21 protein-coding genes are annotated in these 19,568 nt (G+C 32.3%); 13 read left to right on the forward strand and 8 right to left on the reverse strand.

Annotated elements, in window-relative coordinates; all coding sequences use genetic code 11:
• Positions 1–5: 5 nt before the first annotated feature.
• The 3 genes from fba to pfkB are packed head-to-tail and all read right to left on the reverse strand — an operon-like array spanning position 6 to position 3,709.
• Entirely contained in the window at positions 6–872 is an 867-nt protein-coding gene (gene fba / locus B9N53_RS05595; protein WP_002835224.1) for a class II fructose-1,6-bisphosphate aldolase, read from the reverse strand.
• A gap of 52 nt (positions 873–924) precedes the next feature.
• Positions 925–2,796: a PTS fructose transporter subunit IIABC gene (locus B9N53_RS05600; protein WP_094204057.1), complete on the reverse strand. Its 1,872-nt coding sequence runs from the start codon at positions 2,794–2,796 to the stop codon at positions 925–927.
• Complete coding sequence (gene pfkB / locus B9N53_RS05605; protein ID WP_094204058.1) at positions 2,786–3,709, reverse strand: 1-phosphofructokinase; 924 nt, start codon at positions 3,707–3,709, stop codon at positions 2,786–2,788. The genes B9N53_RS05600 and pfkB overlap by 11 nt, the downstream gene beginning before the upstream one ends.
• Before the next feature lie 70 nt (positions 3,710–3,779).
• Here pfkB and B9N53_RS05610 point away from each other — a divergent pair, with 70 nt between their 5' ends.
• Both B9N53_RS05610 and B9N53_RS05615 read left to right on the forward strand, forming a co-directional pair.
• The gene (locus B9N53_RS05610; RefSeq protein ID WP_094204059.1) at positions 3,780–4,418 is read left to right on the forward strand and encodes a Maf family protein; all 639 of its coding nucleotides are present in this window, start codon (positions 3,780–3,782) and stop codon (positions 4,416–4,418) included.
• 11 nt (positions 4,419–4,429) lie between these two features.
• The gene (locus B9N53_RS05615) at positions 4,430–4,867 is read left to right on the forward strand and encodes a DUF523 domain-containing protein (RefSeq protein WP_094204060.1); all 438 of its coding nucleotides are present in this window, start codon (positions 4,430–4,432) and stop codon (positions 4,865–4,867) included.
• Between the two features lie 213 nt (positions 4,868–5,080).
• On the opposite strand, the gene B9N53_RS05620 is transcribed toward B9N53_RS05615, so the two are convergent.
• The 5 genes from B9N53_RS05620 to B9N53_RS05640 form a co-directional block, all read right to left on the reverse strand.
• Entirely contained in the window at positions 5,081–6,106 is a 1,026-nt protein-coding gene (locus B9N53_RS05620; protein ID WP_094204061.1) for a YeiH family protein, read from the reverse strand.
• A 105-nt stretch (positions 6,107–6,211) separates the two neighbouring features.
• Complete coding sequence (locus B9N53_RS05625) at positions 6,212–7,753, reverse strand: ABC transporter ATP-binding protein/permease (RefSeq protein ID WP_094204062.1); 1,542 nt, start codon at positions 7,751–7,753, stop codon at positions 6,212–6,214.
• Positions 7,754–7,808: 55 nt separating this feature from the next.
• Complete coding sequence (gene lipA, locus B9N53_RS05630) at positions 7,809–8,663, reverse strand: lipoyl synthase (protein ID WP_094204063.1); 855 nt, start codon at positions 8,661–8,663, stop codon at positions 7,809–7,811.
• On the reverse strand, positions 8,656–9,618 hold the full coding sequence (locus tag B9N53_RS05635; protein WP_094204064.1) for a lipoate--protein ligase: 963 nt from the start codon (positions 9,616–9,618) through the stop codon (positions 8,656–8,658). Before B9N53_RS05635 ends, lipA begins: the two co-directional genes overlap by 8 nt.
• 9 nt (positions 9,619–9,627) lie before the next feature.
• Positions 9,628–10,047, reverse strand: coding sequence for a PPC domain-containing DNA-binding protein (locus tag B9N53_RS05640; RefSeq protein WP_002835234.1), 420 nt, complete (start codon positions 10,045–10,047; stop codon positions 9,628–9,630).
• Positions 10,048–10,192: 145 nt separating this feature from the next.
• Between B9N53_RS05640 and B9N53_RS05645 the strand changes: the two genes are divergently transcribed.
• The 11 genes from B9N53_RS05645 (at position 10,193) to B9N53_RS05695 (ending at position 19,524) form a co-directional block, all read left to right on the forward strand.
• Positions 10,193–10,663 carry an acyl-CoA thioesterase gene (locus B9N53_RS05645; RefSeq protein WP_094204065.1) on the forward strand — a complete coding sequence of 157 codons (471 nt, stop codon included), beginning with the start codon at positions 10,193–10,195 and terminating at the stop codon, positions 10,661–10,663.
• The gene (locus B9N53_RS05650; protein WP_094204066.1) at positions 10,660–12,906 is read left to right on the forward strand and encodes an ATP-dependent DNA helicase; all 2,247 of its coding nucleotides are present in this window, start codon (positions 10,660–10,662) and stop codon (positions 12,904–12,906) included. Before B9N53_RS05645 ends, B9N53_RS05650 begins: the two co-directional genes overlap by 4 nt.
• A 78-nt stretch (positions 12,907–12,984) precedes the next feature.
• Positions 12,985–13,245 carry a hypothetical protein gene (locus tag B9N53_RS05655; RefSeq protein WP_002835237.1) on the forward strand — a complete coding sequence of 87 codons (261 nt, stop codon included), beginning with the start codon at positions 12,985–12,987 and terminating at the stop codon, positions 13,243–13,245.
• Positions 13,245–14,573 carry a 23S rRNA (uracil(1939)-C(5))-methyltransferase RlmD gene (gene rlmD / locus B9N53_RS05660; protein WP_094204067.1) on the forward strand — a complete coding sequence of 443 codons (1,329 nt, stop codon included), beginning with the start codon at positions 13,245–13,247 and terminating at the stop codon, positions 14,571–14,573. The genes B9N53_RS05655 and rlmD overlap by 1 nt, the downstream gene beginning before the upstream one ends.
• 43 nt (positions 14,574–14,616) lie before the next feature.
• A complete protein-coding gene (locus tag B9N53_RS05665) occupies positions 14,617–15,645 on the forward strand; it encodes a S66 family peptidase (RefSeq protein ID WP_094204068.1) in 1,029 nt (342 codons plus the stop codon).
• A gap of 345 nt (positions 15,646–15,990) precedes the next feature.
• Positions 15,991–16,521: a GNAT family N-acetyltransferase gene (locus B9N53_RS05670; protein ID WP_094204069.1), complete on the forward strand. Its 531-nt coding sequence runs from the start codon at positions 15,991–15,993 to the stop codon at positions 16,519–16,521.
• A gap of 139 nt (positions 16,522–16,660) precedes the next feature.
• Positions 16,661–17,035, forward strand: a complete 375-nt coding sequence (locus B9N53_RS05675; RefSeq protein ID WP_242432417.1) for a GNAT family N-acetyltransferase — start codon at positions 16,661–16,663, stop codon at positions 17,033–17,035.
• A gap of 214 nt (positions 17,036–17,249) precedes the next feature.
• Entirely contained in the window at positions 17,250–17,657 is a 408-nt protein-coding gene (locus B9N53_RS05680; protein ID WP_094204070.1) for a conjugal transfer protein, read from the forward strand.
• Positions 17,658–17,666: 9 nt separating this feature from the next.
• A complete protein-coding gene (locus B9N53_RS05685) occupies positions 17,667–18,533 on the forward strand; it encodes a hypothetical protein (protein WP_094204071.1) in 867 nt (288 codons plus the stop codon).
• A gap of 25 nt (positions 18,534–18,558) precedes the next feature.
• Positions 18,559–18,975: a hypothetical protein gene (locus B9N53_RS05690; protein WP_094204072.1), complete on the forward strand. Its 417-nt coding sequence runs from the start codon at positions 18,559–18,561 to the stop codon at positions 18,973–18,975.
• Between the two features lie 9 nt (positions 18,976–18,984).
• Positions 18,985–19,524, forward strand: a complete 540-nt coding sequence (locus B9N53_RS05695) for a DUF3783 domain-containing protein (protein ID WP_094204073.1) — start codon at positions 18,985–18,987, stop codon at positions 19,522–19,524.
• Positions 19,525–19,568 lie beyond the last annotated feature (44 nt).

A 19,568-nucleotide genomic window follows, 5' to 3' on the forward strand; every position in this document is an offset into this window, starting at 1 on the left:
TCGAATTAGTTTGCTTTGTCGATTGATCCAAAAATTTCCATTTTTTCTTTAACTTTTGCTTTGATTGCTTCATAACCTGGTTTCAAAACTTTTCTTGGATCGAATCCTTTCTTTTCTTTATCTTTGTTTTCTTCGAAGTATTTTCTAGTTTCTTCTGTAAATACGATTTGGCATTCAGTGTTTACATTGATTTTGGAAACTCCTAGGCTGATTGCTTCTTTAATCATATCAGTTGGAATTCCTGTTCCACCGTGAAGAACTAGAGGCATTTCTCCGATTTCTCCTTTGATTTCTCCAAGCGCATTGAAGTCTAATCCCTTCCAGTTTTCTGGATAAACTCCATGGATATTACCAATTCCTGCTGCCAAGAAATCTATTCCCAATTCAGAAATTCTCTTGCATTCATTTTTATCGGCGATTTCACCTTGACCGATTACTCCGTCTTCTTCTCCACCGATAGCTCCAACTTCTGCTTCAACGCTGATTCCTTTTGAATGAGCAAGTTCAACTATTTCTTTTGTTTTTTCTATATTTTCATCGATTGGATATTTAGAACCATCAAACATTACTGAAGTAAATCCTGCTTCGATACATTTTTTTGCACCTTCGAATGATCCGTGGTCTAAGTGGATTGCTACAGGAACTGTTATATTTAATTCTTCAATCATTCCTTTAACCATTCCTACAACTGTTTTGTATCCGCCCATATATTTTCCAGCGCCTTCGCTAACTCCCAAAATAACTGGTGAGTTGTTTTCTTGTGCTGTTTCCAAGATAGCTTTAGTCCATTCTAAGTTGTTGATATTGAAATGACCTACTGCGTATTTTCCTTTTAATGCATCTTTTAACATTTTGTCTGCTGCTACTAACATAATTTCCTCCTTGAAAATTTGAAAATTTGTAAATTACAATATTATTATAACATTATTCTGCTTTTTGTTTCCACAATCCATAAATGATTGCTGAAACCAAAGATCCAACCGCTACAGATAATACGAATAACAACGCTTTATCTACAGATTCCATAGCTGGTAAAATGAAAATTCCTCCGTGTGGTGCAGGTGATTTTACTCCAAATGCTTGTGTAAGTCCACCGGCGATTGCACTACCAATTACAGATGACACGATCACTCTCAATGGATCTTTTGCCGCGAAAGGAATCGCTCCTTCTGTGATAAATGATGCGCCCAAAATATAATTAGTCACGGCTGATTTCTTTTCTTTTTCGTCAAATTTATTTTTAAATAGACTAGATGCGATAGCTATTGCAAGAGGTGCAACCATACCACCAGCCATTGTAGCTGCCATGAATGCCCCGTTTCCTGTGTCTGTGAAAACTCCGATTGAGAAAGTATAACTTGCTTTGTTAACAGGACCACCCATATCCACACTCATCATCGCTCCTAGCAATGCTCCAAGCAAAATTGAGTTCGTGGTTCCCATATTTGCCAAAAATCCGTTGATTGCTTTGTTAATTGTCGTAAACACTGGAGATATTACGAAAATCATACCCAAAGATGTTAATAGCAATCCAAATACTGGGAAGATCAACATTGGTTTTGTTCCTTCAAGTGATTTTGGAAGATTTTTAGTGATTTTCTTCAAGAATAAAATTACATAACCTGCTAAGAAACCACCTAACAATCCTCCCAAAAATCCTGCGCCTTGACCTGCAATGAAACCTGCAACCATACCAGGCATCAACGCTGGTCTATCGCCAATACTCATCGCAATATATCCTGCCAAAATTGGAATCAAAAATCCAAACGCAGCTTTTCCGCCTACTGAGAATAAATTGTAAATTGGTGAAGTATCTGAGAAAAATCTTTCAACCAAGAAAGACAACGCCAATAAAATTCCACCACCAACTACAAATGGCAACATATGGCTTACGCCATTCATAATATCTTGGTATAATTTTGATTTCCAATTAGTCGTTTCTTCTTCGACTTCTTTTGATTCTGATTCAACTGCGTGATAAATCTTCGCTTTGCCGTCTACTATTTTTTCAATCAAATCTTTCGGGTTTCTAATCGCATCAGAAACAGGACATTCAATTACGTTTTTTCCGTTAAATCGTGCTGTTTCCACTTTTCTATCCGCTGCTATTATAATTCCCGTAGCTTTTTCTATGTCATCAGCGTTTAATTTGTTCTTAACACCATCAGAGCCGTTTGTTTCAACCTTGATGTCAACTCCCATTTTAGCCGCTTGTTCCTTCAAAGCTTCTTCTGCCATGTAAGTGTGCGCAATTCCCGTTGGACACGCAGTTACAGCTAATACGAATGGTTTTTCTGTATAAATAGAACTAGTTTCAACTGGTGCGACTTTTGGTTCGGATTCTTCTACGTAATCATCAATTGTCTTGTAAACATCTTCTGGAGTTTCGCTAGATTTTAATCTATCTATAAATCCTTCTTTTAATAAAAGCTTTGACAATTTCGCCAAAGTTTCAATGTGCATTTGGTTTTGTCCTTCAGTTGCAGCAATCATGAAAAATATATAAGTATCTTCTCCATCCAACGCTTCATAATACACACCATTTATGCTTCTTGCAAACACAATCGCAGGTTTATTCACTGCAGATGTTTTCGCATGAGGCATAGCAACACCTTCGCCAAGTCCTGTCGAAGATTCCAACTCTCTTTTCATAATTTCAGATCTAAATTTTAGTACGTCGTTAATAATATTGTTTTCGTACAATTTTTCGATCATTTCATCTATAACATCTTTTTTAGTTGTAGATTGAAGATTCATAATCATTAGATCTTTTGAAAGCAAATCTTTAATTTCCATTATTTTCCCCCATATTTATTATTTTTAATTTGCCAAAAATTTCATTTATTTGATCCTTTTCTCCCATGTCATATGAGAAAACAGTCGCAGTCGCACTAGCTACAGCCATTTTGAACATATCCTCTTCACTCATTTCGTTCAAATAAGCGTAGATAAATCCAGCAACCATGCTATCTCCGGCGCCGACGCTGTTGATAACTTCTCCCTTAACGATAGGAATGTAAAAAGAACTATTTGCACTCACAAAAATCGCGCCATCACTTCCCAAAGAACAAATAACATTCTCTGATTTTGGAATCATAGTCGATTTTATATACGAAATGATTTCTTCTTTTGAATTGAACTTGTCTCCGTAAATTTCTTCTAATTCTGCTTGGTTAGGCTTCAACAACAAAGGATGATAATCTAAACTTTTCAGCAACACATCACCGGTAGTATCCAAAGTAAATCTAGTATTTGGAGATAATTTTTTTATCATCTCAATGTAGATATCCTTGTCCATATTCGCTGCCACAGATCCGGAAAAAGATACGATTCCACCATCAATTCCAGAAAGTTTTGCGTAGAAATCTTCCAATTCATCTTGTGAGATGTCAGGCCCCGGTGCATTAACTTCTGTTTCAGAATCCATTTTTAGTTTTACATTAATTCTGTTGTTTCCATTTATTTTTGTAAAATCGTGGAGAATTCTCATATCATCTAATAATTTTTCGATGTATTCTCCTGTGAATCCTCCCAAAAATCCAATGTTTTTGGATTTCACATCCAAATTATGTAGCAATTTGCTAACCATAATTCCTTTTCCACCTGCGTAAAGCTCCGTAACTTTCGCTCTATTTGTTTCTCCATTTTGAAAATCATCCAATCGCATTATATAATCAATCGACGGATTTAATGTCACTGTATATATCATATAATCACCATACTATATATACCCATTTGACACATTAATAAAAAGATAAGACAATATATTTGGTGATAAAATGAAATACGTAAAAAATGTTACAAAAATTGGAAAATTAGATAAATTTACTAGCGTAATTTTGGTTAGCAAATCTCCAAGAAGAAATGAATTATTGAAAAACATCTTAGAATTTGAAAGCACTTCTACAGATATTGATGAGAGAAAAATCGAAGAATTGGCTTACGAAAAATACAAAGACCGTGAAATAATCGATAAACTTGCACTCGTTTGCTGTGAAATATCCAAAGCAAAAATTCTTCCATTAGAATTAAAAGAAAACACGCTCTACATTTCTTCTGATACAATCGTAATTAACGACGGGAAAATTTTGAACAAGCCAAAAGACTACGACGAAGCGTTGGATATGCTAACATCATATCTTGGAAAAATTCACAAAGTTGTGACATCTGTTTGTTTGAAATCAAAAAACTACGAAGAAATATTCTACACTTTTAGTAACGTAAAATTCTCAGAAAAAACAGACAAAAATATCCAATTACTCAAAGATTACATAGACGAAGGCACAGTTTACGACAAAGCCGGTGCATACGGAATTCAGGATTTGAATCCAGTTCTTATAGAATACATCGAAGGTGATTTGAACACTATAATTGGCCTTCCTATCAGTGAAATTAATAAAAGAATTAACGATAAATAAAGGAGAAAAATATGCAAAATGTTTTAATTAGCGCTTGTTTATTGGGAGTGGATTGCAAATACAATGGCTCCAATAACAAATTAGACGATGAAATTATTCATTCACTCAAAGACAAATACAATTTGATTCCAGTGTGCCCAGAAATTATGGGAGGATTACCAACGCCAAGAAATCCTGTTGAGATTAAGGATGGAAAAGTTTTTGATTATGATGGAGAAGAATTCATAGAAGAATTTGAAAAAGGAAGCGACGAAGTGGTGAAATTAGCGAAATTATACAACCCTACAATCGCCATTTTAAAAGAAAATTCTCCATCTTGTGGATCCAATTATATTTACGATGGAACTTTCAATAACAAAAAAATTAAAGGAATGGGAATTGCTGCACGAAAACTTTCAGAAGAATATGTGAGATTATTCAACGAAGAAAATATAAAAATATTACTGTAAAATATAAAAATATTACTATTTGTTTGATTTTTTTAATTTGATAATCATTTTTAGTTGACAAATTAAAAAACCGTAGTATAATGATAATAGATATCAATTTATATCAAACAAACCCCTTGTAAGATAAAATTGTACTTAAGAAATCGCGGCTCCCCCTAAAGCCGTGATTTTTTTATGAAAAAAACTACGCAAAATTTTTGCGTAGCTTTTATACTATATTAGTCCAAGTGCAAATTGCATTGCAATTGAAACTATAGTTATCCCAATCCAGCAACAAAATCCAAGTAAGATTGGTTTGCCGCCTGTTTTTATTAATTTTACAATATCAGTTTTAAATCCAATTGCAGCCATTGCCATTACAATGAAAAACTTCGACAATTCTTTTAACGGATTGAAAACTTTCGCATCTACTCCCATCTTCAAAGCAACTGTAGTTATAATACTTGCAAGAACGAAATACAGAATAAACATAGGAAATATTTTTTTGAGTTCAACTTTTTCTGATTGTTCTTGTTTTTTAGTTCTCAAATACGACAACACCAAAGTGATTGGAATTATCGCCAATGTTCTAGTCAATTTTACAGTAACAGCTTTGTCCAATGTTTGTGTTCCCAAATTATATAATCCATCCCAAGTTGCAGCGGCTGCCGTTACCGATGATGTATCATTTACCGCAGTTCCTGCAAAAATTCCGAATGCTTCTCCCGAATGAGTCGAAAATCCAATAACACTTCCCAATAAAGGAAATATCAACGCAGCGATTACATTGAAGAAAAATATTACAGAAATTGCTTGTGCAACATCTTCATCATCAGCTTCTATTACTGGAGCAGTCGCTGCAATTGCAGAACCACCGCAAATTGATGATCCAACACCTACTAATATGGCGATGTTTTTTTTAATATTCATTTTCTTTGCAAGTACATAAGAAATTATTAAAGATGTGGAAATAGTTAGTACAATTATTGGCAATGACTGTTTTCCAGTTTCCATAACAACTGCCAAATTCATTCCAAAACCAAGTAAAATTACTGCATACTGCAATATTTTTTTCGATGCAAATTTCATTCCGACTTCAAATTGTGATTTGTCTTTAATAATATACCCCATTACAATTCCAACCAAAATCGCTAGAACTGCACCACCAATTACAGGGAATTTCTTCCCTAAGAAGTGACAAGGAATAGCTATTAAAAGACATAGCATTAATCCTTTATAATGTTTCTTTAACCAATTCATAATTCCTCCAAAAATTTAATTACCTATATATTTTAACTCAAAAATATTTAATGTAAAGTTTCACAAAAAAACACCACGATAAATAATTTACCGTGATGTTCGTATTTATTCTTGAACTAACAAATAGTCGCTGTCGATATTTTTTACATACAACACTTCGTCAAATTTTTCTTTGATAAATGGATGAACGTTCTTTGCGCAGTAGATTGATCCATTGAATCTCAAAATAAAATCTTCCAACAAAATATTGCCAGTATTTTCGTCCAAATTCTCAAACAAATTAACTACCATGTTGAATTCAGAATCTTGATTTATTATTCTCTTGTATCTGATCAAATTCTTGTCTCTATCACTGTATTCAGAATATCTTTGTTTTGATGTCAATTCTTCATCAAATATTTTTAGCAATGGAGGAATTTTCTTATCGGGAAAAGAATTAAACAATGTGACATTGTTTCTGAAATCAGTGTCGAAGATGTAACTTTCATCGTAAGTTACAAGCATATTCGAAGACAAATCAAACTCCTCTAAAGGTTCGTTGTTTACCAAAATCATTCCGCTTTGTGGAGACAATGTCTGAATAAATGATTTTGCTAGTAAGTTTACAACTTCGTCATTATCGCAAATAATTAAGTATTTTTTGTCAGTGTAAAATGTGTAGTTGATTTTAACTTTAACATTTGAAGAATACAATTTTACATCTCTGAACTCAATGTCTTTGATGTGGTCTACAATTTTATCTGATTTTTCTTTATTTCCAAAAATTTCTTCCATTTCAAAAACTTTTTGTTCAGATTGCACAATCATTGAACGTTCTTTTACGATTTTTTTAATCATATGGTGAAGCAACATTATTGAACTAATAAGAATTATAACTTCACCGATGTTGATGTTTGGTTGTTTAATAATGTAAATCAAACTTATTATAAAATACACTCCGATAAATAATAATTTTAGGTTGTATTTTGTGAGTTCTTCCTTGTCAAGTTCGATAACTTTTTCTGATATGTCTTCAATTAATTTACTGTGGACAACTTCAAGTGCTTTATTAGCCTTTGAGTTGATTACTTTCTTGGAGTTGAGCATATCATCAAGAAAATACACGTATCTTTTTCTCAAATTCGATGTATTTGTTTTCTTTTCTAAAATTGATTTATCGATTCTCACGTTAATTAAACTGAAAATCAACACTCCCACAGTTATAATTGACACTGGGATAAATGATACGCAATATCCTGCTGTTATAAAAACTACAGCCAATAAAATCGCATCAGATATCAGCTCCAATGTCGGAATAATGTAATATTCCTTTAAGTAAAGCGATGTAGATGTTATGTCGTTCGAAAAAGTTTTTTCTTTTTCTTGTATTTCGTAAAAGTTTTGTGAGATTACGTTGTGAAACAAATCTTGTTTAAATCCTTCTACAAACAAAAGTCCCATGTTGTAAATCGTTCTGTCCTTGAGATAATTTATTCCTGCGAACAAAATCAACGACGCACTAATTACAATCAGTGTGAATGTCTTGTTCTCAACTTCAAATAATCTTTTAGTAAATACAATCGCCACCGCTAAAAAACACGACAATAAAATTGTCAGTAAAATTTGCATAAATAAATTGATTTTCTCTCTAAAAATGTACTTATTCATATATTCCCTCATATAATACAAAATAGAGCTTGCGCCCTATTTCGCATTACTCATTTTATTTTTCTTCTAAGGATTTAAATACATTACCAGCATTGTAGGAACTTCTTACGAATGGACCGCTTTCTACGTGTTTGATTCCTATTGATTCTCCGTATTTTTTGTATTCTTCGAATTCTTCCGGAGTAACATATCTGTCCAACTCTGCATGTTCTAATGTTGGCATCAAATATTGTCCAATTGTAACTATATCGACTTTTAATTCGTTCAACTTATCTAACATTTGATGAACTTCTTCGTTTGTTTCGCCAAGTCCAACCATAAATCCAGACTTAGTTACAAGTCCTTTTTCTTTTGCGTATCTTAAAACTTCGAACGAATTGTCCAAGTTACCTTGTGGTCTCATTTCTTTGAAGATAGAACGAACTGTTTCAACGTTGTGATTTAATACATCTGGTCTTTCATCAAAAACAATATCCAACAATTCATGCTTTGCGTGCATATCTGGAATTAAAACTTCAACCAATGTTCCTTCGTTGTATTTTCTAATTTCCTTGATAACATTTTTGAATTGAGTTGCACCTTCATCTTTCAAATCATCTCTGTCAACAGAAGTAATAACTGCGTATTTCAAACCTAGTTTTTGCACAACTTTTGCAACATTTTCAGGTTCTTTTTCATCAACAGCCCTTCCTCTTCCTGTGGTTACGTTGCAATATCTACAGTTTCTAGTACAAATATCTCCTAAAATCATAAATGTAGCTGTACGTGATTCGTAGCATTTCATTCTGTTAGGACAATTTGCTTCCTTGCAAACTGTGTTCAATTCAAAACCATCTACTAAACTTTCTACTTCGTGAAGGTTTTGGCTACCTTCTATCTTTACTCTCATCCATTTTGGTTTTCTAATCAAATATATCACCTAAAAACACTTTCTCATCCATTCCCACAATGTATTCACCGATATTAACATCATTCAAAACATTATGGAAACCATCTATCGTCATAGCCTTTCCAACAAACATATCGCAAAATTCTGAAATATCTTTGTTCGAAAAGAAATCCCCTTCTATTTTGAAACTATCTATCAAATTATCCTTGATGTTGTAGCTGTATTCCACAACTCCAAACTTGTGTTTTCTTTGATAATTTGCAGTAGTTTCCCCTTTTGAATAAATAAAATCTTCATTTTTAAATAAATCAATGTATTTATTCACTTCTTCTATCTCAGAATCGTTAAGCACGTATTCTTCTAAGTTATTATCTTCAATGATTCCGTTTTTAATTTTATTGAAAAACTCATCGTATTCCATATCAATCATATCATTAATAGTCGTGATTCTGGATTCTACAGATTTTATGGCTTTTCCTTCGAATTTTATTTTTTGCGGAGTAAGTGAATTCATCATCTTTTCGACTCCAATATCGAAAAGAATTGTACCATGATGAACAACCATGCTGTTTTTCATATATTGTGCGTTGCCACTTATTTTCTTACCGTCAATCAAAATATCATTTCTACCGCTGAATTCTGGATTAAGTCCCATTTTTTTCATTTGATTGATAATCATGTTGGCAAAATGTTTGAAGTCATTTGCGTAGTTTTGACTTTCAATGAAAGTGTATTGCATATTTTTTTCATCAGTATATATGCAGCCACCACCAGACAATCTACGAACTAGATTAATTCCATTTTCTTCTGCGTATTTTAAGTTAATTTCTCTGTAAATGTTTTGATTTTTGCCTAGTAAGATTGAATCCTTATTTCTCCACAAAATGAACACAGGAATGTTGTGCTTTGCGAAAAAATATTCCACCGCAAAATTATAATACGGATCTACGCTGTCATTATTAAAATAATATTTCATTTATCTCCTTTAAATATCGTATAAATTTAAACCTGTTTCAGAATCTTTGAATCTATCAACTTTTTCGTCTATTTTATTAATTATGATTTCACAAGTTGCCGATATGATAGCCTCGTTCAAATGTCCGCCGTGAACATTCAAGTTCTCATCTGCAAATGTAATGTGCATGTGCAAATAAGGTTTGTCATTCATAGTAGAGATATTTCCAAGGATGCTCGTGATTTCCATCTCACCTGTGAAATTTTTCTTAGTGTATTCTTGTTTTTCAACACTGTATAATCCCACAGTTATATTATCACTGGCACCAATACCAGAAATAGAACCATTTTTTAGCTGAAGTTTTTCAACTAATTCGAATAATTTTTCTACAACGTCTTCGCCCTTTTCAATTCGGACTAAAACATTATCATAATATTCTCTATATTTCAAATCATTAACCTCCTGTAAAGTTCATACAATCTAATTATACATTTAATTTCTTTTTGTTTCAATTTATAAATCGTACGTTTGATTTCATTTTCCCGAAAATAAAATTTTATACTATAATAGAAGTAGCAATTAAAAGGTGGAAAATATGAAAACAAAACAAGATACAAAAACAATTGTAAAATTCAGAGCAAACGGTGATATGGGAAATTTTTATGGACTTCTTCACGGAGGAGAATTATTCAAAATGATGGACACAATCGCAGGTGTATGTACGAGAAGATTTTGTTCCAATAAAACATTGACCAAAGCCGTAAATAATCTTACATTCAACGCTCCAACAAAGCTAGGAGAAATCATAAAAATCACAGCGATTATAGATTACGTCGGAAAAACTAGCATGGAATGTTTCGTTCGTGCAAAAGTCGAAGGCACAGATATCATAAAAGCTTCGGGATATTTCACAATGGTAAGTGTAAATGAAGAAGGAGAATCTGAAATTGTAAATGAAAAAATCGAATACGTAACAGACGAGGATAGAATGTATCGCGATTTGGCGATTGAAAGAAGAAAAATCTACAAGGAAGTAAATTTGCTTCAACAAAATTATAAACTATGAAAAAAGAAATCAAACTTTCTGTCAGAGATTTGGTTGAATACACTGAACGAAGTGGCGACATAGACGATAGGTTCAGAAATGTGTTCGACAGAGCAAAAGAAGGTCAGAAAATCCACAAAATGATTCAAAAAGAATACGATATTGGATTTTTGCCGGAAGTTACTCTCAAAAACACTACCCTCTACAAATCAGTAAATTATATCGTAGAAGGAAGAGCTGATGGAATAGGAATAAAAAACGGGAAAACTTTAATAGATGAAATAAAATCAACTACGCGTGATTTGGAAGAATTGGAATACAATTCTAACAAATATCACTGGGCGCAAGTAAAATGCTACGGGTATTTTTACGCATTGGACAACGATTTGGAAGATATTGATTTGCAACTTACTTATTATCAAACCGATACCAAAAAAATCAAATTTATCAGGCAAAACTTTACTTTTGAGGAATTGAAGGAATTTTATTTTTCGTTGTTAGAAAAATATTCCGTGTTCACAGAATTAATCACACAACACATAAAGAATCGTGACGAATCCATTCAGAACTTGTCATTTCCATATCCTGCGTTTAGAGCTGGGCAAAAATATTTGAGCCAAAACGTATACTCTGCAACCAAGCAGGGCGTGGATTTGATGATGGAAGCTGCAACTGGAATAGGCAAAACTATTTCTACGCTTTTCCCTTCAATAAAAGCTATGGGAGAAGATTTGACGGACAAGATTTTTTATTTGACTGCAAAATCCACTCTCAAAAAAGCTTGCAACGACCAATTATATTTGATGAAACAAAAAGGTTTGATAATAAAATCAGTCGAAATAATCGCAAAAAACAAAGTCTGCATCAATAATGAAGTGAAATGCAATCCAAATGATTGCGAATTTGCAAAAGGTCACTACGACAGGGTGAACAAATGCATTCTGGATATGCTTGAAAACGAAGATATTATAGTGGAAGAAATCATCAAAAAATACGCATTCAAATACAGAGTGTGTCCGTTGGAGTTGGAGCTGGATTTGTCCAATTTCTGTGACATTGTGATTTGCGATTACAATTACGTTTTTGATCCGGTAGTTTATCTGAAAAGATTTTTCGAAGTTCCTTATTTGAGAATGTCACTATTGGTTGACGAAGCGCATAATTTGGTGAGTCGTGGACGTGATATGTATTCATATTCATTGAGTTTCAATCAAATTATGGACTGTTGTGATGAGCTTTTAGATGATAAAAAAGAACTCAAAATCAAACGCAATTTGAAGAAAATCGCTCAGCAAATAAAAGACGAAGCTTTGGGAAAACCTGTCAACACTTACGAGGATTTGTCGGTTGATTTGATTGATTATTGCGTCCGATGCAAAGAATCTATGACGAAATTCTTGGTTGAAGACAAAGACAAGCCGTACTACGACAAGGTTTTAGATGTGTATTTTGAAATCAATAAGTTTTTGAAAATTTCTGATTACTACGACGATTCTTTTGTCACTCTGATAAAATCAGAAAACGATGACGTTATTTATAACATCATGTGCTTGAACACACACAATATTTTCAAAAATCTTCTAAAAAAGTGCAAATCAAATGTATTTTTCTCAGCAACTTTGTCCCCTATGACCTACTTTGCAGATGTATTGGGTTTGGAAAAATTCTACAACATAAGATTGGAATCTCCATTCCCAAAAGAGAATTTGAAAGTAAATCACATCAATATTTCTACAAGATACAAAGACCGCGAAGATACGAAATACAAAATCGCAGAAATTCTTCGAAAAATTAACGAAAAACCTGGAAACAAACTCATCTTCTTCCCTTCTTATTCATACTTGGAATCTGTGTATGAGATTTGTGGCTTCGATATTTTAACGCAAGAACGAACGCTGACCGATATGGAAAGATTGGAATTCTTGTCCCAATTTACAACAAATTCAAACATTATGGCGTTTTGTGTTTTGGGTGGAGTGTTCAGCGAAGGTGTGGATTTGAGTGGCGACAGATTAAATACTGTCGGGATAATTTCCGTCGGACTTCCAGGAATTAGCGTAGAAAATGATTTGATTAAAAAATATTTCAACGAAAATGGCAAAAACGGATTCGATTACGCTTACGTGTACCCAGGAATGAACAAGGTGCACCAAGCTGGTGGAAGATTAATTAGAACAGACACCGATACTGGAGAATTGTTCTTGATTGACGATAGATTTGAATCATATCCTTACAAATCACTTCTTCCAAATAGCTGGAAATAAATTTTTTGAGAAAAAAACAATACGATATGGTAAAATTAACTTAATCCCAATGGGAAATTTTAAAATGAAGGTGAAATCATGTCAGAACAAATAGAATTTAGATTTGATACACAATTATTAATAGCAGGAGAAAACTTATCAAGCGATACGATTAGCGAATATATTACAGAACATTTCAAGGGCGATTGCCTTTTGGTTGTAGGTGGCGATGATTTGATCAAAATCCACTTCCATACCAACGAACCTTGGCAAGTATTGGAATACGGCCAATCAATCGGAGATATTCACGATATCGTAGTAGAAAATATGCAAAGACAAGCAGACGGTCTACAAGGATAATGAAGAAAAATTTACAAGCAAAAGTAGAATACAATGTATTTCCCAACAAAGGAATTTGCAAAATAGACGATAATTTGTATTCTATAAAGAACACAATTCAAGGGCAGACAATCTCTTTTCAACGAAAAAGAAAGAAAAAAGGATTTATTGATGGAAAACTAGTTGAAAAACTAGAAAACTCCCCTCTTGAAACTATTGAAGGTTGCCCTGTAAACGAAAGATGCGGCGGTTGTATTTATCAAAAATTAGAGTACGATGTGGAGTGCGATTTGAAGAAAAACACACTCACAGAATTGTACAAAGATATTTACGATGAAGAAATCACGTTTCACCCATCGCCTATCTTACAAGGCTACAGAAACAAAATGGAATACACTTTTGGAGATTCAGTCAAAGGTGGTCCACTTGTTTTGGGACTTCACACGAAAAACAAATTCTACGAAATAACAGACACCGTAGATTGCAATATCATTGATGAAGGCTTCAACAAAATCAGACAAACTGTCCAAGAATATTTTCGCGACAAAAATTACGAATTTTTCAAAAAAATAAAACACACTGGCCTTTTGAGACACTTCATAATCAGAAAAAGTTTCAGTGATGATGAGTACATGATTAATTTGGTAACGACAAGTGATAAGTTTGATGTGAATGATTTCGTTGAATTTGCAAAGCAAATCGACAACAGAATCGTATCTATTTATCACACAATTAACGATAATATTTCAGACGCAGTAATAGTCGACAAATTAGAATTGTTGTACGGCAAAGAATATTTGACAGAAAAAATAAATGGCTTGGAATTTAGGATTTCCCCATTTTCATTCTTCCAACCAAATCCTCAACAAGCAGAGCAAATTTACAACAGAGCCTTGGAATTAGCTGGTGATTTGTCAGGGAAAAACGTCTACGATTTATACTGTGGAACTGGAACCATCGCACAAATTTTTGCAAAAAAAGCCGAAAGCGTGATTGGAGTCGAAATAGTTGCTGAAGCAGTCGAAAAAGCACAAGAAAACGCAAAACTAAACGGATTGACTAACACAGAGTTCATCTGCGATGATTGCTTGAATTTTATGGAAAAAGTTGAGAAAAAAGACGTAGTAGTCCTCGACCCTCCAAGAGATGGAATTCACCCAAAAGCAATCGATCGATTAATCGACATCAATCCCGATAAATTCATCTACATCTCATGCAATCCGATAACACAAAGAATGGACCTGGACAAATTTATCGAAAAAGAATATAAAATCAAGTCATTGGAGTTCTTCGATCAGTTTCCAAGAACTTACCACTGCGAAGCTGTTGTGTTTATGTCAAGAAATTAAGAACATAGGAAATTTTTACTTTATTAGAAATTTGGAGGAAATAATGATAAAGAAAATAGGAGTTGTGAGCTTATCAAGTGGTGTTTTGGGAGAAAGTTTTGTTGAGCATGAAATAAAAATAGGAATAGACAGATTAAATAAGCTAGGAGTAGAAATAGAATTTTTACCTAATTCTTTGAAAGGCATAGACTTTTTAAAAAATAATCCAGAACTTAGGGCGAATGATTTGCTGCTTGCTTTTGAAGATGACACTATTGATATGATTTTATGTGCTATTGGTGGAGAAGATACCTATAGGTTAGCTCCTTATTTATTTGAAAGAGATAGATTAAAAAATATTGTTAAACAAAAACTTTTTTTAGGATTTTCTGACTCAACAATGAATCACTTTATGCTAAATAAGCTTGACATAAAAACATTTTATGGTCAAGCTTTTTTGCCAGATGTATGTGAACTATCTGATAGTATGTTAGCTTATACAGAAAAATACTTTTTGGAATTTATAAAAACAGGAAAAATAAATGAGATACATCCAAGTGAAGTGTGGTATGAAGAAAGGAAAGATTTTAGCAAGAAAGCTATAGGAGTAAAAATGAAAAGTCATCCTAATACCGGTTTTGAGCTTTTAAGAGGAAATCCTATATTTAGTGGAAAAATTTTAGGCGGATGCATAGAAACAATATATGATATGTTCGATAATTCTAGATTTAACGATACAGTAGAAATTTGTAGTAAATATAATTTATTTCCAGCCCTTGAGGAATGGGAAAATAAGATTTTACTAATAGAATCAAGCGAAGAAAAATCAAAACCAGATTTATATAGAAAAATGATACTTGCTCTAAAAGACTACGGCTTGTTTGATGTATTAGCAGGAGTATTAGTAGGTAAACCTCAAAATGAAATCTATTACGAGGAGTATAAATCTATTTTATTAGAAGAAATCACTAATAAAGATTTACCAATTGTCTATAATATAAATATTGGACACTCAACACCAAGATGTATAATTCCTTTTGGGGTAGAAGCAGAAGTAAATGTAAGCAAACAAATGATCTCCTTTAATTATTAAACGAAATTGATCTGAGCTATGGGCTGTTTTTCTTTACTTTAGAGAGACGTAATAAATTACATGATATTTACTGATTGACCTATTCCCACATACGAGGTTTTTGAAAACATCAAATCTTATCTATACTGACCACCTAAGCCACTGCGAAGCTGTTGTGTTGTTGGAGAAGAATTAGAAAAACCTGAGTGCTTGAAATAAGTAAATCCTTGATTTTGTGGATTTATTATTAAAAGGTTAGTATTTTGAAATTAGTGATCGGAAATTTCCTTCAAATTCTTGTTTGTAGCTACATTTTGGATATTGGGTAGGTTGTGTGCACGGTAAGTATGGAGTTAAGGAAAATATATGAAACTAAAATTAATTAAACTAACTAAAGAGTATGAATTAAAACTTGGTGAAATGATTGATGAATGGAAGATTGACCAAGAAATGAATAACACAAACACTTCTCCGTGGTCAATATTTAAAAATGATTACCATAATTTTGACTATTATCTAAATAACTTAGAAATAAAATCTAAAACCGAAAATAAAGTTCCAGATTCAGCTTTCTTTCTTTTAGATGAAGAAAGAGACAAGCTTTTAGGAGCTGTAAATATTCGTCACTATTTAAATGAGTCACTTTTGAAAGAAGGTGGCCATATTGGAGATGGAATAAGACCTAGTGAGAGAAAAAAAGGCTATGCAACAGAAATGGTAAGACTAGCTTTGATAGAGTGTAAAAAATTGGGAATTGAAAGAGTACTCATGATTTGTGATAAAGAAAATATCGGATCAGCTAAGTCTATTGTAAAAAATGGTGGAGTACTTGAAAATGAGTTTGTAAACTCAGATGGTAAGACAATGCAACGATATTGGATTGATATAACTGATTGAAGATAAAATAACTTTTCGATTTAATCAAATTGTGATGGATCGTAAAATTTGATCTAATTTAAAGGAAAATAACATGGACACAATTACCGTAAATGAAAACATCTAACTTGTTCCCTATTTTGAAAATTATGAAACGACTTTGAAGTGGTACGAAGATAGGGATGTGTGCAAAAAAGTCGACAACATTGATTTCGTATACGATATTGATAGGCTTCAAAAAATGTACAATTATTTGAATACTCATGGAAAGTTGTACTACATTGAATATATTAACGAATTAGTTGGAGATATTTCCTTGACTGATGACAATGAAATAACGATAGTTGTGTTCAAAGAATTTCAAAACAAACATATCGGACGAAATTGTGTCAAAAAGATTTTGGAATTAGCAAAAGAAAAGGGATTGAAATCTGTTACGGCAAAAATTTATGCTTTTAATCATCAAAGCAAAAAAATGTTTGAAGCTGTAGGCTTTAAGCAAATCGATGAAGAATTATTTGAATACAAATTTTAAGCGACGAACTTGTCGCTTTTTTTGTTTCAAAAATTTACTAAACTATTTCAAAACTTTTTAACTCATTATTATATTGATATTTTAAATGCAACATCGTAATATACAATATCGTAATATTGCATTGTACGATATTGTGTTTTTGATTTAATTACCGTAATTTATTTGATTTGTGGTATCATTAATATATGACAGAAATCATTTAAGGGAGATTATGATGAATAATAGAGAATTAATTATAAAATTGTGGTTTAAAATGTGGCTAGAACAAAAAGACTTTGGAATAGATAACATTTTTGCTGATAATGTTGTCTACACAGAATGTTGGGGTCCAAGGTACCCAGATAAAAAAACTATAAAGATATGGTTTGATGAATGGAATACTCGCGGTAAGGTTATAAAATGGGATATTTTACAAATATTTCATCATGAAAACCAATCAGTTGTTCAGTGGATTTTTGAATGTAAAATGAGTAACGGTGACTTTTCAAGTTTTGAAGGAATTTCGCTTATTTTATGGAATGATTCAGACAAAATTATTGAACTAAAAGAATTTCAATGTGATATCAACACCTACAATCCTTATGAAAATGGAAAAACACCTAAATTCAGGGATGATTTCTAATGGTAGTATATGTTAAGAGAAGCGACTTTGCAAGATATAGAAAAGTATTTGAACTTTTCATATAATTTATCACAAGATTTGACAACTTCAGCATCCCCAACTTATTTGGATGGTATCAAAACTAAAAATGATTTTTACAAATCAGCATATTCATCATTTTCAAAATCAAATTCAAAAATACTCTTATTTATAAATAATGATGAAGTGTTAGGTTGGATTGATTATTATTGGATTGAACAAGACCATTATTTAGGCTTTAATGTATTTAATATTCAAAATAATCAACAAGAAGCTATTGAAGAATTTATTGAATATTCAAAATCCAGATATCCAAACTATACTATTTATTTTGGTTTTCCTTCAGATAATACACTAAGTATTGAGTATTTAAAAAGTATAAATTCTGAAAAAATTGACGAAAACTACGTATACACTTTAAGTTTTGAAAAATATTCTCCTTTAGAATGTGATGGAGACATAGTTAGTGTTAATATTGAGAATTGGAATGATTTTCGAAATTTACATGATAAAACAAGTGATATTTACTGGAATTCCGATAGACTTTTCAGCGCTTTAAATTCAAAGTCAAATAAGAAATGGAATATTTTTTTATATTACGAAAAAAATATTTTAAAAGGATGTATTTATTTTGTGTACACGCCTTTACTTATGGAAGTTTTCGGGATTGATTATAAGGATGATTTTGACGAAAATATAATGCGAAATTTATTGATTAAATGCTTGAATATATCAAAGTTAGATAATCAAAAACATACTACATTTTTTGTTGAAGAAAAGGAAAGAAAAATAGTTGAAAGTGTGGGTTTTAATTTCATAACGAAGTATGAATTATATACTATTAGTTTAACCAATTAAATGTATAATTTTTAAGGAGGTTTTTATGCTTGAGTTTTTGAAAAAAGGAGTTTTTAAAGGAACTGATGAGTTTTTGGAACAAAAGAGTAAATTGATTTTAAAAACTTCGGAAAAAACATTTGACTCTCCCCCTTTTGATAAGGTTATAGATGAGATAGACAAGATTTCAGAGGATGCACTTAGAAATTACAAGGAAGTGAGATCTGGTAAGAAGACTTACTTTTTCTCTTTGGAGTTTGTTGGTAAAAGTTTCATCCAGGCGACTTTTATTCCTGCAGCAGATGAATGTGTCTATCATATTGAATATATGAAGGATATTGCTGATAGCTTGGTGAAGTGTGTCGATGATGTGAGTGTCGAAGACACAAAGGATTTGTTCAAGGACTTTTATAATAAAAAGCCTTTGAGTGATGATTTTGATTGGGAAGATATGAATATTTAAGGAGGTTTTATGGCTAGATCGATTTTAATTTACAATATGCCTGAAAATATTAAAGAATTTTTGATGATAGAATCTGAAAAGCACGATTTTGAAATTATTGAATGTGACGATTCTGATTTGTGCACTAAAATATCTGTGCTTTTAAAAGAAGAAGACGGTGACAAAATTGAGTGTGCTGAAGAAGGTGTGGATATTAATTTTCTAATGATTAATAAGTTCAACAACCAAATTTTGAATAGATTTTTGAAGGATATGCAACGTGAGAATGTCTACATTCCGAACAAATGTGTGACAACAGAACACAATATAAATTGGCCACTTAAACAACTTCTTTTGGAAAACAAAGAAGAGCACGAGGTGATGATGATTTACAAGGAACTTGCTTCTCTTAGATCCCAAGCTATTCAATTGTACAAAGAAAATGACGATGATGAACTTTATGAAACTATCAACGAAGTCACTGAATACATGCAACCGAAAGAATTTGAAAAGGATGAGCTTATCAGAAGATTCAACCATTTAAAATCAGTTATAGAAAGAATTGGCTAGATTTATTTAACTCATAGTCAAAGTAACAAACCCTCATGCTAAGA

The sequence above is a fragment of the Finegoldia magna genome (assembly GCF_002243175.1).
GTDB classification, from domain to species: Bacteria; Bacillota; Clostridia; order Tissierellales; family Peptoniphilaceae; genus Finegoldia; species Finegoldia magna_J.

Coding starts and splice junctions, on each gene's coding strand:
- B9N53_RS05645 (WP_094204065.1), top strand. CDS start 10,193: ATGAAAACAAAACAAGATACAAAAACAATTGTAAAATTCAGAGCAAAC.
- fba (WP_002835224.1), bottom strand. CDS start 872: ATGTTAGTAGCAGCAGACAAAATGTTAAAAGATGCATTAAAAGGAAAA.
- B9N53_RS05625 (WP_094204062.1), bottom strand. CDS start 7,753: ATGAATAAGTACATTTTTAGAGAGAAAATCAATTTATTTATGCAAATT.
- B9N53_RS05655 (WP_002835237.1), top strand. CDS start 12,985: ATGTCAGAACAAATAGAATTTAGATTTGATACACAATTATTAATAGCA.
- B9N53_RS05620 (WP_094204061.1), bottom strand. CDS start 6,106: ATGAATTGGTTAAAGAAACATTATAAAGGATTAATGCTATGTCTTTTA.
- B9N53_RS05600 (WP_094204057.1), bottom strand. CDS start 2,796: ATGGAAATTAAAGATTTGCTTTCAAAAGATCTAATGATTATGAATCTT.
- pfkB (WP_094204058.1), bottom strand. CDS start 3,709: ATGATATATACAGTGACATTAAATCCGTCGATTGATTATATAATGCGA.
- rlmD (WP_094204067.1), top strand. CDS start 13,245: ATGAAGAAAAATTTACAAGCAAAAGTAGAATACAATGTATTTCCCAAC.
- B9N53_RS05690 (WP_094204072.1), top strand. CDS start 18,559: ATGCTTGAGTTTTTGAAAAAAGGAGTTTTTAAAGGAACTGATGAGTTT.
- B9N53_RS05695 (WP_094204073.1), top strand. CDS start 18,985: ATGGCTAGATCGATTTTAATTTACAATATGCCTGAAAATATTAAAGAA.
- B9N53_RS05635 (WP_094204064.1), bottom strand. CDS start 9,618: ATGAAATATTATTTTAATAATGACAGCGTAGATCCGTATTATAATTTT.
- B9N53_RS05685 (WP_094204071.1), top strand. CDS start 17,667: ATGTTAAGAGAAGCGACTTTGCAAGATATAGAAAAGTATTTGAACTTT.
- B9N53_RS05670 (WP_094204069.1), top strand. CDS start 15,991: ATGAAACTAAAATTAATTAAACTAACTAAAGAGTATGAATTAAAACTT.
- B9N53_RS05610 (WP_094204059.1), top strand. CDS start 3,780: ATGAAATACGTAAAAAATGTTACAAAAATTGGAAAATTAGATAAATTT.
- B9N53_RS05615 (WP_094204060.1), top strand. CDS start 4,430: ATGCAAAATGTTTTAATTAGCGCTTGTTTATTGGGAGTGGATTGCAAA.
- B9N53_RS05680 (WP_094204070.1), top strand. CDS start 17,250: ATGAATAATAGAGAATTAATTATAAAATTGTGGTTTAAAATGTGGCTA.
- B9N53_RS05665 (WP_094204068.1), top strand. CDS start 14,617: ATGATAAAGAAAATAGGAGTTGTGAGCTTATCAAGTGGTGTTTTGGGA.
- B9N53_RS05650 (WP_094204066.1), top strand. CDS start 10,660: ATGAAAAAAGAAATCAAACTTTCTGTCAGAGATTTGGTTGAATACACT.